This is a genomic window from Flavobacterium sp. WC2409, from assembly GCF_041200085.1.
Taxonomy (GTDB): Bacteria; Bacteroidota; Bacteroidia; order Flavobacteriales; family Flavobacteriaceae; genus Flavobacterium.
Map to the genome: position 1 here is coordinate 2,905,858 of NZ_CP165625.1, position 13,913 is coordinate 2,919,770.

The 13,913-nt window shown below is 34.4% G+C and carries 16 protein-coding genes and 1 riboswitch; of the genes, 14 read left to right on the plus strand and 2 right to left on the minus strand.

The features are described from left to right. Positions 1-9: 9 nt before the first annotated feature. Complete coding sequence (locus AB3G34_RS12500; protein WP_367755444.1) at positions 10-1,035, minus strand: LacI family DNA-binding transcriptional regulator; 1,026 nt, start codon at positions 1,033-1,035, stop codon at positions 10-12. A gap of 351 nt (positions 1,036-1,386) precedes the next feature. On the opposite strand from AB3G34_RS12500, the gene rplM reads away from it, so the two are divergent. From rplM to AB3G34_RS12570, 14 genes are all read left to right on the plus strand, one after another. After that, positions 1,387-1,842 carry a 50S ribosomal protein L13 gene (rplM, locus tag AB3G34_RS12505; protein ID WP_367755447.1) on the plus strand — a complete coding sequence of 152 codons (456 nt, stop codon included), beginning with the start codon at positions 1,387-1,389 and terminating at the stop codon, positions 1,840-1,842. Further along, positions 1,842-2,228: a 30S ribosomal protein S9 gene (gene rpsI, locus AB3G34_RS12510; protein ID WP_091083100.1), complete on the plus strand. Its 387-nt coding sequence runs from the start codon at positions 1,842-1,844 to the stop codon at positions 2,226-2,228. Before rplM ends, rpsI begins: the two co-directional genes overlap by 1 nt. Before the next feature lie 171 nt (positions 2,229-2,399). After that, a complete protein-coding gene (rpsB, locus tag AB3G34_RS12515) occupies positions 2,400-3,206 on the plus strand; it encodes a 30S ribosomal protein S2 (protein WP_367772220.1) in 807 nt (268 codons plus the stop codon). Between the two features lie 139 nt (positions 3,207-3,345). Beyond that, positions 3,346-4,170 carry a translation elongation factor Ts gene (gene tsf / locus AB3G34_RS12520; RefSeq protein ID WP_367755452.1) on the plus strand — a complete coding sequence of 275 codons (825 nt, stop codon included), beginning with the start codon at positions 3,346-3,348 and terminating at the stop codon, positions 4,168-4,170. Positions 4,171-4,340: 170 nt separating this feature from the next. Beyond that, positions 4,341-4,997 carry a queuosine precursor transporter gene (locus AB3G34_RS12525; protein ID WP_367772222.1) on the plus strand — a complete coding sequence of 219 codons (657 nt, stop codon included), beginning with the start codon at positions 4,341-4,343 and terminating at the stop codon, positions 4,995-4,997. A gap of 1 nt (position 4,998) precedes the next feature. Then, positions 4,999-5,559 (plus strand): DNA-3-methyladenine glycosylase I, encoded by a 561-nt coding sequence (locus tag AB3G34_RS12530; RefSeq protein WP_367772224.1) that lies wholly within the window; start codon positions 4,999-5,001, stop codon positions 5,557-5,559. Between the two features lie 113 nt (positions 5,560-5,672). Continuing rightward, a riboswitch (TPP riboswitch) is annotated at positions 5,673-5,769 on the plus strand. A 64-nt stretch (positions 5,770-5,833) separates the two neighbouring features. Then, positions 5,834-6,040 (plus strand): sulfur carrier protein ThiS, encoded by a 207-nt coding sequence (thiS, locus tag AB3G34_RS12535; protein WP_369752617.1) that lies wholly within the window; start codon positions 5,834-5,836, stop codon positions 6,038-6,040. 339 nt (positions 6,041-6,379) lie between these two features. Beyond that, positions 6,380-8,203 carry a phosphomethylpyrimidine synthase ThiC gene (thiC, locus tag AB3G34_RS12540; RefSeq protein ID WP_369752618.1) on the plus strand — a complete coding sequence of 608 codons (1,824 nt, stop codon included), beginning with the start codon at positions 6,380-6,382 and terminating at the stop codon, positions 8,201-8,203. Between the two features lie 27 nt (positions 8,204-8,230). Further along, positions 8,231-8,812: a thiamine phosphate synthase gene (locus AB3G34_RS12545; protein WP_369752619.1), complete on the plus strand. Its 582-nt coding sequence runs from the start codon at positions 8,231-8,233 to the stop codon at positions 8,810-8,812. Continuing rightward, positions 8,785-9,540 carry a hydroxymethylpyrimidine/phosphomethylpyrimidine kinase gene (locus AB3G34_RS12550; protein WP_369752620.1) on the plus strand — a complete coding sequence of 252 codons (756 nt, stop codon included), beginning with the start codon at positions 8,785-8,787 and terminating at the stop codon, positions 9,538-9,540. Before AB3G34_RS12545 ends, AB3G34_RS12550 begins: the two co-directional genes overlap by 28 nt. After that, a complete protein-coding gene (locus tag AB3G34_RS12555) occupies positions 9,533-10,165 on the plus strand; it encodes a thiamine phosphate synthase (protein WP_369752621.1) in 633 nt (210 codons plus the stop codon). Before AB3G34_RS12550 ends, AB3G34_RS12555 begins: the two co-directional genes overlap by 8 nt. After that, the gene (locus AB3G34_RS12560; protein WP_369752622.1) at positions 10,152-10,922 is read left to right on the plus strand and encodes a thiazole synthase; all 771 of its coding nucleotides are present in this window, start codon (positions 10,152-10,154) and stop codon (positions 10,920-10,922) included. The genes AB3G34_RS12555 and AB3G34_RS12560 overlap by 14 nt, the downstream gene beginning before the upstream one ends. A gap of 89 nt (positions 10,923-11,011) precedes the next feature. Continuing rightward, positions 11,012-12,136, plus strand: a complete 1,125-nt coding sequence (gene thiH, locus AB3G34_RS12565; RefSeq protein WP_369752623.1) for a 2-iminoacetate synthase ThiH — start codon at positions 11,012-11,014, stop codon at positions 12,134-12,136. Positions 12,137-12,201: 65 nt separating this feature from the next. Further along, entirely contained in the window at positions 12,202-12,912 is a 711-nt protein-coding gene (locus tag AB3G34_RS12570; protein WP_369752624.1) for a ThiF family adenylyltransferase, read from the plus strand. 310 nt (positions 12,913-13,222) lie between these two features. Here AB3G34_RS12570 and aat read toward each other — a convergent pair whose 3' ends face one another. Continuing rightward, positions 13,223-13,864 carry a leucyl/phenylalanyl-tRNA--protein transferase gene (aat, locus tag AB3G34_RS12575; protein ID WP_369752625.1) on the minus strand — a complete coding sequence of 214 codons (642 nt, stop codon included), beginning with the start codon at positions 13,862-13,864 and terminating at the stop codon, positions 13,223-13,225. Positions 13,865-13,913: the final 49 nt, after the last annotated feature.

The window sequence follows — 13,913 nt, forward strand, 5'->3', positions numbered from 1 at the left end:
AAATTCTAATTATCCGTTTCTTGTAGACTCTCTTTCTTTCAAAATTGTTTTAATAACCACCGTTTTAAAAGGTAAATTTTCTTCTTTAGCTTCTAAACGATCAATTAACAACAAAGCTGCTTTTTCTCCAATTTCAGGCGCATGTTGGCTTACAGTTGTAACACTTGGAGTTAGCCTTCTCGAAGCTAATATTCCATCTGCAAAACCAATAATTGATAATTCTTCAGGTATTTTAAAACCATGTTTTAGCCCATACTTTAATGCAGCAACCGTATCCGTTTCTTCCAAAGCAAAAATTGCATCTATAGGCTCATTTGAAGGAATATTTAAAACAGCAGCACTTAAATCCTCTTCTGAGTTTGTTCTTAAAATAATAGTTTCATTTACTGCAACACCATTATTTTTCAACGCTTGTAAATAACCATCTGTACGCAATTTACCAACACTAAGTTCATCTACTGATGAAAACAACGCAATATTTTTACAACCTAAATCAATTAATCTTTGAGTAGAGTTTAAAGCCGAATTAAAATCATCAACCACCACTTTATCACATTCAATTTCATCCGCTATTCTATCAAACATTACTATAGGAGTTCCGTCATTTATTATTGCTGAGAAATGAGAATAATCCTGAAGCTTCTGTGCTTCTTCAGAAACTGATAAAATAAAACCATCTATAGTTCCATTACTAAGCATTTCTAATGTATTTATTTCCTTTTCAATCGACTCATTAGAAATACAAGTAATCACATTATATCCTTTTTCATCTGCAACTTTTTCAATACCACTAAAAACTTTTGCGAAAAAAGAATTTAAAATATTGGGTATAATAACACCAATTGTTTTTGTTTTTCTGTTTTTTAAATTCAAACCAATAACATTGGGTTTATAATTTTTAAGTTTAGCGTATTCTTTTATCTTAATTTTTGTTTGATCACTAATCTCAGGACTATCATTTAGGGCTTTTGAAACTGTAGAAACAGAAACGTTAAGTTCTTTTGCAATTTGTTTAAGAGTTGCTTTAACTTTCATAATTATGTATTTGTTGACTTAATTAGTAATAATAGTATCTTGAATAGTCTCTAACTTTAAATATAATAGCAATTTACATGCTATAAAAAAGACAGTATTATTCTATAAAAATAGCTGGTAAGAATGCAATATAAAAATTTTATTATTGATAACAAAAGTAATGTAAAAATAGAATAGATGTATTAAGTAAAAATCAAAAAGATAAAAATACAGCGACGCCCTAAATATACAATTGATTATCAGTGTAAAAACAAGTGAAAATTATTCTTTTAAGGTATTTGTATTTAAAATAATTAATTGTACTTTTGCATCCCCTTTAATGGGGATGGAATGTTTAATTAAAAAATTATTATGGACGCATTAAGCTACAAGACACAATCAGCAAGCAAAGCCACTGTTACAAAAGAGTGGATCGTTGTAGATGCTGAAGGTCATAACTTAGGTCGTCTTGCTTCAAAAGTCGCTATGATTTTAAGAGGTAAGTACAAGCCAAGTTACACACCGCACGTTGACTGTGGAGATAACGTAATTGTTATCAACTCAGAAAAAATTAACCTTACAGGTAACAAAATGGACGAAAAGATTTACATGCGTCACACAGGTTACCCAGGAGGACAAAGAACTTTAACTGCTAAAGTATTGCAATCGAAAAACCCTGCATTATTAGTAGAAAAAGCAGTAAAAGGAATGTTACCAAAAAACAAAATTGGTGCTGAACTTTTCAGAAATTTAAATGTTGTTGTTGGTTCAGAGCACAAACAAGGTGCACAAAAACCGAGAACAGTTAACCTAAACGATCTTAAGTAATGGGAGTTATTCACAAAATCGGTAGAAGAAAAACCGCTGTTGCACGTGTTTATGTTTCGGAAGGAACAGGAGTAATCACTGTAAACAAAAAAGAATTCGCAACTTACTTCCCAACAGCTACTTTACAGTACAAAGTAATGCAACCTATGTCTATGACAGAAAATGCAACTAACTTTGACGTAAAAGTAAATGTTTATGGAGGTGGTTCAACTGGTCAAGCAGAAGCTGTAAGAATGGCATTAGCACGCGTTATGTGTGAAGTAAATGCTGAAAACAGATTAATCTTGAAACCAGAAGGTTTATTAACAAGAGATCCAAGAATGGTTGAGCGTAAGAAATTCGGTCAAAAGAAAGCTCGTAAGAAATTTCAATTCTCGAAACGTTAATATTGCCTGTCTTGAATACATTTATTCAAGACTTATTGAATTTATTATTGAATTTAAAACAATGTTGTTGTTGCCTACCGAGGTAGGAATTAGTTTAGCATCTAAATGTATTTAGCCGAGAAATCGCCATTCATACATTGCTAATCAACAGAACGTAAACTAGTACAAAAAATGTCAAACAAAGTAGAAGTAAAAGAATTACTAGAAGCAGGTGTTCACTTCGGACACATGACTAGAAAATGGGATCCAAACATGGCTCCGTACATTTATATGGAACGTAATGGTATACACATTATCAATCTATATAAAACTGCAGCAAAAATTGAAGAGGCTAATGAAGCTTTGAAAAAAATCGCTGCATCAGGTAGAAAAATATTATTTGTTGCTACCAAAAAACAAGCAAAAGACATCGTTGCTGAAAAAGCAAAAGCTGCAAACATGCCTTACATCACTGAAAGATGGCCTGGTGGAATGCTAACTAACTTCGTAACTATCCGTAAAGCTGTTAAAAAAATGGCTACTATTGATAAAATGAAGAAAGATGGTACTTTCATGACACTTTCAAAGAAAGAGCGTTTACAAGTTGATCGTCTTCGTGCTAAATTAGAGAAAAATTTAGGTTCAATTTCTGATATGTCAAGATTACCAGCTGCATTATTTGTAGTAGACATCAAAGCTGAACACATCGCAATAAAAGAAGCTCAAAAATTAAACATTCCAGTTTTTGCAATGGTTGATACTAACTCTGATCCTCGTGAAGTAGAGTTTGTAATTCCATCAAATGATGATGCTTCTAAATCAATCGATAAAATTTTATCTTTAGTTACAGCTGCAATCACTGAAGGACTTTCTGATAGAGGGTCTGACAAAGAAGCTGACGCAACTGAAAAAGCTGCTCCTGCTGCTGTAGCAACTGCTACAACTGAAGAAGTAGTAGCTCCAGCTGCTGAAACAGCTGCACCAGCAACTGAAGAATAAAAAACAAATTTTAAATTCCAAATTTTAAATTCCAAATTCCATAAAAAAATTAGAAACAATAAGTTGATAATTTAATAAAATTGGAATTTGGGATTTAAGAATTGGAATTTTTACTTTTAACCTTAAAAAATAATACAACATGGCAACAATTACAGCTGCAGACGTAAATAAATTAAGAACAATAACCGGTGCAGGAATGATGGACTGCAAAAAAGCATTAGTTGAAGCAGAAGGAGATTTTGATTTAGCGATCGAAAACCTTCGTAAAAAAGGACAAAAAGTAGCGGCTAACCGTTCAGATAGAGAATCTACTGAAGGCGCTGCAATTGCTGTTGTAAATGCTGACAAAACTGCTGGTGTAGTGATCACTTTAAACTGTGAGACTGACTTCGTAGGTATGAATGAAAGTTTTGTGAAAATGGCTACTGAAATGGCTACTTTAGCATTAAATTTTGATTCAAAAGAAGCATTTTTAGCTTCAGATTTCAACGGAATTACTATTGCTGATAAATTAATTGAGCAAACTGGAGTTATTGGTGAAAAATTAGAAATCAGAACTTTCGAAAAATTAGAAGGTGCTTTTATCGGATCTTACATCCACTCTGGAAACAAAATCGCAACTTTAGTAGCTCTTTCTGCAAAATTAGAAGGTGGTGAAGAGGTAGCTAGAAATATTGCTATGCAAGCTGCTGCAATGGCTCCTATCGCGTTAAACGAAGAAGGTGTTGATGCTGCAACTATCGAAAAAGAAATTGAAATTGCTAAAGATTTACTTCGTCAAGAAGGAAAACCAGAAGCAATGTTAGACAATATCGCTAAAGGTAAATTGGCTCGTTTCTTTAAAGACAATACTTTAGTAAACCAAGATTACATCAAAGACAATAAATTAAGTGTTGCTAACTACGTAAAATCTTTAGATAAAGATCTTATCGTTACAGGATTTAAAAGAGCGGCTTTAGGTTAATCCTAATTTACTTCCAAAATAGAAAAAGAGCGATTTGTTTATTCAAATCGCTCTTTTTTATTTAATGCTACTTAAACTATTATTTCAAAAAAAATCAGACATATTCTAAATCAATGATTAAAACTTAAAACTCAAAATAAAATATTAAATTTGAGTTTTAAATTAGTTTTATGCTCAAAACAAAAAAAGAATTTGTCTTTATCATCCTTGCAGGAATCTTCATCACTAATGCTGTTGTAGCAGAATTAATAGGCGGTAAATTAATCCAAATTGGCCCTTTTGTAATGAGTATAGGAATCTTGCCTTGGCCAGTTGTATTCCTAACAACTGATTTAATTAATGAATATTTTGGAGAAACAGGCGTAAAAAAACTGTCCTTAATAACGGCTTGCTTAATAGCATATGCTTTTGTCATATTGTTTTTTGCCATAAATGTTCCAGCAGCTGTAGGCATCAGTCCTGTAAATGACAATCAATTTTATGCCGTTTTTGGGCAAAGTATGTGGATTATTGTAGGAAGCATAATTGCATTTATGGTTTCTCAACTAATAGATGTTAGCATCTTTTGGTTTTTCAAGAAGCGCACTGGAGAACAAAAAATATGGCTTCGTACTACTGGTTCCACTGTAATCTCACAATTATTTGACTCCTTCATTGTTTTAGGAATTGCATTTTGGTTGCCTGGAAAAATAAATTTCGATACTTTTATCTCATCTGCATTAACGGGTTATGTTTTTAAATTAACCATTGCTATATTACTCACTCCGTTAATATATTTAGGGCATCATATTATTAAAAAATACTTATCTGAAGAAACTGAAGAATAAAATGGAAGAAAAAACAAGATGCGGCTGGTGCTTATCAAGCGATTTATATAAAGAATACCACGATCAAGAATGGGGAACTCCTGTTTATGATGACGCTACGCTATTCGAATTTTTAATTCTTGAAACCTTTCAAGCTGGATTAAGTTGGATAACTATACTCAACAAAAGAGAGAATTTCAGAAAAGCTTTTGACACATTCGATTATAAAAAAATAGCCAACTATTCTGAAGATAAAATTCAAGAATTACTATTAGACAGTGGAATTATTCGCAACAAATTAAAAGTTCGATCGGCTGTTTCTAATGCACAAGCTTTTATCAAGATTCAAGAAGAATTTGGAACTTTTTCAAAATATATTTGGGGATTTACTGATGGAAAACCGATTGTCAATAACCCCAAAACCCTAAAAGAGGTTCCAGCTACTACTCCATTGTCCGACGTTATTAGCAAAGATTTAAAAAAAAGAGGCTTTAAATTTGTCGGCTCCACTGTAATCTACGCCAACATGCAAGCCACTGGAATGGTTAACGATCATGTTCAAGATTGCTGGAAACGCAACTAATTTTCACTTTCAATCGTAGACTTACCTATTTATAATATCACAAAAAACCACAAACAACCTCAACTTTAAACTTAAAACTTAAAACCTTTAAGTAAAAAAACCATTACATTTGCTGCACACTTTAGGGGTGTCTACAATATTGTAGGCTGAGAATTACCCTCTGAACCTGATCTAGTTCATACTAGCGTAGGGAAAAGTAAGATGACTTCGTCGCGTATTTTTATGCGCCCTTGTAGCCATTCCTAAAGTATAACTATACTAAATTTAAAAAGGAATGGAGCTTAAAATCAACAACCAAACAAAACAATTTGCCGCAGACAGCCTAACTGTTCAAGCACTTCTGGACTTGGAAATTCCCGAAAAACAAAACGGAATTGCCATAGCCATCAACAATACGGTTATTCCAAAATCCAACTGGAATTCCCATTCTATACAAGAAACCGACATTATTCTAATCATTTCTGCGACCCAAGGAGGCTAATTTGGCTGCTCGGGCGGGCTATCCGTTTCAAGTCCGCACTGCAATCTTATAAAACATAGTCTTAGTTAAAGCTTCTTTCAGTCGCTTCACTAATCCTTGTTTTACATCGATTCCACTTTACGGGCTTTTCACTGCTATCCCTAGCAGAAAAGAGTGCATTTTAACAGAGGAAAGAATCAAGATAAAAGAACCAAAAGAAAATCAACAAACTACTACAAACTGAAAAATCCGCTTCAATCCGCGTTTCTGCTTTAGCAAATCAGTCTCATCCGCGTGCCATTACACACAATTAAAACAGACTTTAAGACTTTCGACTTTATAACTTTAAGACCTAAAAAAATGACAAACGAAGAAAAAATATCAAGAACTCCTTTCCCAAATTCCACCAAAATATATGTGGACGGAACAATTCATCCTATAAAAGTAGCCATGCGAGAAATCGCATTGGCGGACACTAAAATGTCAAATGGACGAATTGAAAAAAATCCTCCCGTTACCGTTTACGATACTTCGGGACCATTCACCGATCCAAATATCGACATCGACATTCGAAAAGGTTTGCCTCGCATCCGCGAACAATGGATTCTAGATCGTAATGATGTAGAAGAACTTACAGAAATCACATCAGAATACGGAAAACAACGACTACGTGACGAAAAACTTAACGACTTGCGTTTTGAATATTTGCACAAACCCATGCGTGCCAAAAAAGGGGCTAATGTATCCCAATTGTATTATGCAAAACAAGGAATCATCACTCCCGAAATGGAATACATTGCCATTAGAGAAAACCAAAGAATTGAACAAATAAATGACCAAACTAAAGCAATGCAGTGCCAACATGGTGGTCAAAGTTTTGGTGCCAACACGCCAAAATCTAAAATCACACCAGAGTTTGTTCGTTCTGAAGTAGCCAGAGGTCGTGCCATTATTCCAAACAACATCAACCATCCAGAAAGTGAACCTATGATTGTAGGCCGTAACTTCTTAGTGAAAATTAATGCCAACATTGGTAATAGCGCAGTTACTTCAACTATCGAAGAAGAAGTAGAAAAAGCAGTTTGGGCTTGCCGCTGGGGAGCTGACACAATTATGGATTTATCAACGGGTAAAAATATTCATGAAACCAGAGAATGGATTATCCGTAACTCTCCAGTACCAATTGGTACGGTGCCAATTTACCAAGCATTGGAAAAAGTAAACGGAATTGCCGAGGACTTAACATGGGAAGTTTTTCGTGATACCTTAATCGAACAAGCAGAACAAGGAGTTTCTTATTTTACGATTCATGCCGGAGTATTATTACGCTACATTCACTTAACAGCGGAGCGTGTTACAGGAATCGTTTCTCGAGGTGGTTCGATTATGGCAAAATGGTGTTTGTTCCACCATAAAGAAAACTTTTTATACACCCATTTCGAAGACATTTGCGAAATCATGAAACAATATGATGTTGCTTTTTCATTAGGAGATGGTTTACGTCCGGGTTCAATTGCAGATGCGAATGATGCAGCACAATTTGCCGAATTAGAAACTTTAGGTGAGCTAACAAAAGTAGCTTGGAAGCACGATGTACAAGTTTTTATTGAAGGCCCTGGTCATGTTCCTATGCACATGATTAAAGAAAACATGGACAAACAACTAGAACATTGTGACGAAGCTCCATTTTACACCTTAGGTCCCTTAACTACAGATATCGCACCTGGTTACGACCACATTACTTCAGCCATTGGCGCGGCAATGATTGGTTGGTACGGTTGTGCTATGTTGTGTTATGTTACCCCAAAAGAACACCTTGGACTACCCAATAAAAAAGATGTAAAAGATGGCGTTATCACTTATAAGATTTCTGCACATGCAGCAGACTTAGCCAAAGGGCATCAAGGATCACAATACCGTGACAATGCTTTAAGCAAAGCACGTTTTGAATTCCGTTGGGAAGACCAGTTTAATTTATCATTAGATCCAGACACAGCTAGAGAATTTCATGATGAAACTTTACCTGCTGAAGGAGCTAAAATAGCACATTTTTGTTCGATGTGTGGCCCAAAATTCTGCTCGATGAAAATTTCACAAGAAATCCGTGATGTTGCCGAAGCCGAAAAAGGAATGAAAGAAAAATCAGAAGAATTTATTGAGCAAGGGAAAGAAATTTATATTTAAACGAAAATATAAGAAAGAAGTAAGATTATGATAGTAATCACAAACCCTATTCCCATAGCAAATGAAATCAACACCATTCATTCTCTTTTTGAGAGTGGATTGGAGTTGCTTCATGTCCGCAAACCTGATTATTCTGACGAGGAAATGATAGCGTTTTTATCTAAAATCGAATTAAAACACTGCTCTAAATTGGTTTTGCATCAACACCATAATCTAGCTGAAGATTTTGGAATAAACAGAATTCATTTTACAGAAACTAAAAGATTTCAATTAAGGATTACCGCTGACCAATTTATAGAATCTACCTCAACTCATTCGATAGAAGATTTCAATTCATTAAATACTGGTTTTAATTACGCCTTCCTATCTCCTATTTATCAAAGTATTTCAAAACCAAACTATGTGCCTAGACTGAACCTTATCGAAACGGTAAAACAACGAACTAATTTCAAAACTAAACTCGTTGCCTTAGGTGGAGTTTCTTCAAAAAATATCAAAGAAACGTACAAATTAGGTTTTAATTCAGTAGCCCTTTTAGGAACCATTTGGAACAGTAAAAATCCGATAGAAAATTTTAAATTATGTCAACAATTCGCCCATTCGTTCTAAGCATAGCAGGATTTGACCCTTCAGCCGGTGCTGGCATTTTAGCAGATGTAAAAACATTTGAACAACATCAAGTTTATGGTTTCGCTATGAGCACAGCCAATACTATCCAAACTGAAGAGGAGTTCTTCAAAATAGAATGGACTGATATTAATTTTGTTTTAGAATCACTAGAAAAATTATTGAGTACCTATGATATAAAAGCAGTGAAAATTGGAATTATACCTTCATTGGATTACTTAAAAAAAATTGTATTAAGTATCAAACGACTTTCGCCAAAAACAAAAATCGTTTGGGATACAGTTTTGAAATCCACAACCCAATTTAATTTTATAACTGTAGAACAGCAAGATTTATTAATAGAAATCTTAAAAAAAACAGATTTAATAACACCCAATTACGATGAGATTTTATCGTTTTCATTGGATGAAAAAAACCCAGTACTAATAGCTCTAACACTTTCAAAATACACTTCAATTTTACTTAAAGGAGGACATAATTCAGCTGCAGTTGGGACAGATTATTTATATAGCAAGAATGAAATTTTCAGGCTTTCACCAAAAACCACTTTGGTTTTCCAAAAGCACGGTTCTGGTTGCGTATTGTCATCGGCCATTACTGCCAATTTAGCTTTAGGCCAAGACTTATTAACTGCTTGTAATAATGCCAAAATATATATAGAAACATACTTAGCATCAAATCAAACTAAATTAGGATATCATTATGTATAATAAATTACAATACATTTCTCAAGGAAATACAATCAAAAAACAGTTGTATGCTATCCATAGCGCATTAGACAATGGGTGCAACTGGATCCAAATGCGATTCAAAAATCCAAATGCGCTTGAAGTTTTAACTTTGGCAGAAGCCGTAAAAAAGTTAACTCAAGACTATACATCCACATTTATCATCAATGATAAAGTCCAATTAGCAAAACAACTGGACGCAGATGGAGTCCATTTAGGCTTAACAGATATGGGGATTATTGAAGCCCGCTCCATTTTGGGGCCTACAAAAATCATTGGAGGTACTGCTAATACATTTGAAGACATTCTTAGAAGAGCTGCTGAAGATTGTGATTATATCGGATTGGGACCATTTCAATACACAACAACAAAACAAAATTTGAGCCCAATTTTGGGATTAGAAGGCTATTGTGATATCATAGAAAAAATGAGGACATACTGTATAAAAATACCTATATATGCTATTGGTGGTATCGATTTTGAAAACATAGAAAACCTAATGGAAACTGGCATTTATGGTATTGCAGTTTCTAGTTTAATTACAAAAAATAAAAATCCGTCAGAACTTATTACTCAACTTAACGAAAAATTATATGTCAGTATTTAATTTAGGAGATAAAACCTTCCACTCCCGTTTATTTTTAGGCACTGGTAAATTTGGTTCGAACCAACAAATGGAAGAAGCAATCTTAGCTTCTGCCAGCGAATTAGTGACGGTTGCTTTGAAACGAATCGATTTAGAAACCGAAACAGATGCTATTTTATCACATCTAAAACATCCTCACATCAACTTATTGCCTAATACTTCTGGCGCTAGAAATGCTAAAGAAGCTGTTTTTGCAGCACAATTGGCAAGAGAAGCACTCGAAACCAATTGGCTGAAACTAGAAATTCATCCCGACCCAAAATATCTAATGCCAGATGCCATCGAGACCTTAAAAGCTACTGAAGAACTAGCCAAACTCGGTTTTATAGTCTTGCCTTATATTCATGCTGATCCTGTTTTATGCAAACGATTAGAAGAGATTGGAACCGCAGCAGTAATGCCTTTGGGCGCACCAATAGGAAGTAATAAAGGACTTAAAACAATTGATTTTCTTGAAATTATAATTGAATCCTCCAAAGTTCCTGTGATTATTGATGCTGGAATTGGAGCACCATCTGATGCTGCAAAAGCAATGGAACTGGGCGCAGACGCCGTTTTAGTAAATACTGCAATATCAGTTGCTGGAAATCCAATATTAATGGCAGAAGCTTTTAGAGAAGCTGTAATTGCAGGTCGAAAAGCATATGAAGCCAAGCTGGGACAGCAATATAAACACGCAATGGCTTCGAGTCCCTTGACAGCATTTTTAAATCAATAAATTAACCGCAAAATTCACAAAGATAGGCAGTAAGCGCGCAAAACTTTGTGAACCTTGCGAAAAACCGTGCGCACTTTGCGTTTAAGCTTATGAAAACATTCAAATCTATTTTTGAACAATACGATTGGGAAACCATTAAATCAAAAATATACCAAACCACTTCAAGAGAAGTTGAGCAATCCTTAGCTAAAACTAAAAGAAACCTAGCTGATTTCCTTGTCTTGATTTCTCCTGCAGCCCAACCCTATTTAGAACAAATGGCACAGTTAAGTCATGAACTTACAAAAAAACGTTTTGGCAAAACCATTCAAATGTATGCTCCATTATATTTAAGTAATGAATGTCAAAATATATGTACCTACTGCGGTTTTAGCCTCGACAACAAAATAAAAAGAAAAACTCTAACCGACTCTGAAATTAAACTTGAAGTAGGAGCTTTAAAAAAAGCTGGTTTTGATCATGTACTATTAGTAACTGGAGAAGCCAACTATACCGTTAATATCAATTATTTTCTTAATGCTATAGATGTGATAAAAGAACAGTTTTCCATTATTTCCGTAGAAGTGCAACCGCTGTCCACAGAAGATTATGAGTGTTTGCATCAAGCTGGTGTTTATTCGGTATTAGTCTATCAGGAAACCTACCATCAAGAAGTCTATAAACAATACCATACAAAAGGGAAAAAATCAAATTTTGATTATCGACTAGAAACTCCAGATCGTGTGGGATCGGCTGGAATTCACAAAATAGGTTTAGGGGTCTTACTCGGATTGGAAGATTGGCGTACAGATAGTTTTTTTAACGCTTTGCATTTAGATTATTTACAAAAGACCTATTGGCAAACAAAATACACTGTTTCATTTCCTAGATTACGTCCCGCCGAAGGGGTGATAAAACCCAATTTTATTATGGACGACAAAGATTTAGCCCAACTCATTTGTGCGTATCGTTTGTGGAATGAAGATCTAGAGATTTCTTTATCAACACGTGAAGATGAAAAATTTAGAAACAATATTATTCCACTTGGTATTACTAGTATGAGTGCAGGTTCTAAAACAAATCCAGGTGGATATGTGGTAGATCCACAATCGTTAGAACAATTTGAAATTAGCGACGAACGTTCTTCTTTTGAAATTGCATCAATAATTTCTAATAGCGGATATGAACCGGTTTGGAAAGATTGGGACAGGACTTTTAGCCAAAAGTCTAATTAAAGTCAAGAGCTTCCAATAGACTATTATTAAACATAAAAACCTCATACTTTAATATATAAAATAAAATGGGTGTAATACAAGATTTTTTGCGCTATAACCGCCAAACCATGCTTCCCGAAATAGGTAATGCGGGACAAGAGAAACTAAAAAAAGCCAAAGTACTCGTTATTGGTGCGGGAGGATTGGGTTGTCCCGTTTTACAATATATAGCCACTGCAGGAGTGGGAACTATTGGAATAGTAGATTTTGATATTGTAGAACTACACAATTTACACCGTCAAATTTTATATACTGAAAAACATCTTGGCCATTCGAAAGCAATTATAGCAAAATCAGTTATAGAGTCTTTAAATCCATTAATTAAAATTGATGCTTTTCAAGAAAAATTAACTTCAGATAATGCCATACAAATTATTGCCAATTTTGATATTATCGTCGACGGTAGCGATAATTTTGCTACCCGCTATTTAGTCAATGACACTTGCGTAACTTTAGGAAAAACAGTTGTATATGGAAGTATTCTAGGTTTTGAGGGACAACTTGCTGTTTTTAATCACCAAGACAGTAAAAACTTGCGTGATTTATTTCCGGAGGCACCTGATCCTAAAGATGTTCCTAACTGCAATTTAAATGGTGTATTGGGTACTTTACCGGGAATGATTGGCACCATGATGGCACATGAAACATTGAAATTAATTATTGGGTTGCCGAGTTTGAGGAATGAATTGGTATTGTTTAAAACTTTGGACTGGCAATTTACTAAATTGAAGTTTTAAGTCAGTCTTAAAGTCAATTTTGATTGTGTGGAATGGAACGCCGATGACGCGGATTTACTGAAGCAAAAACACGGATTAAAACGGATTTCAAATTATTCTGTTTACTGTGTTTCTTATTGATTTATGTAGATTGTGTGTCGTAGTTTTCTTTGTAGGATTGTATGTGTTTTGCCCCAGATGGGAGTAAAAAGCCCGGACTTAAAAAACTTTTTTTCTAAAGTCATAAAAGAGCGACCGTAGGAAGCTCCTTTTATGACTTTAGAAAAAAAGGTTTTTAAGGAGGACTTGTAACGGACAGCTGGATAAGGCCCTACCCTTTATTTTCAAGAATGGTTATAAAATCTTCTCTTTCGATTTCTCGGCATCCTAGAGTTTCTAAATGAGGATTATAAACTTGACAGTCTAAGAGTTTATAATTGGCTTCCTTTAAATGATTCACTAACGAGATAAAAGCGACTTTGGAAGCGTTAGAAACTTTAGAGAACATGCTTTCTCCACAAAAAACATGACCCAAATCTATTCCGTACAAACCACCAACTAATTCCCCATCTTGCCAAACCTCAACTGATTTTGCTACTCCCAATTCATGCAATTTGCAATAAGCATCAATCATATCATTGGTAATCCATGTTCCGTTTTGACCGTCTCGTTTTATTTTTTGACAATTAGAAATAACGTCTTTAAAATTATGATTAAATGTAACAGTAAAGAGATCCCGATTTAGAATATTTCGCATACTTTTAGAAACAATCAATTCATCTAAAAACAAAACCATTCTTGGATTAGGAGACCACCAAGTAATAGGTTCACCATCTTCAAACCAAGGGAAAATACCGCTTTTATAGGCCAATTGCAGCCTTTCGGGAGATAAATCACCACCCAACGCAATAATACCAGAAGAATGCGTTAAACTAACATCTGGAAAAAATAAATCTTGAGACAAATAATACATATTTTAAATAATATCTAAATCATTACACTTAACTTTGGTATACAATTTT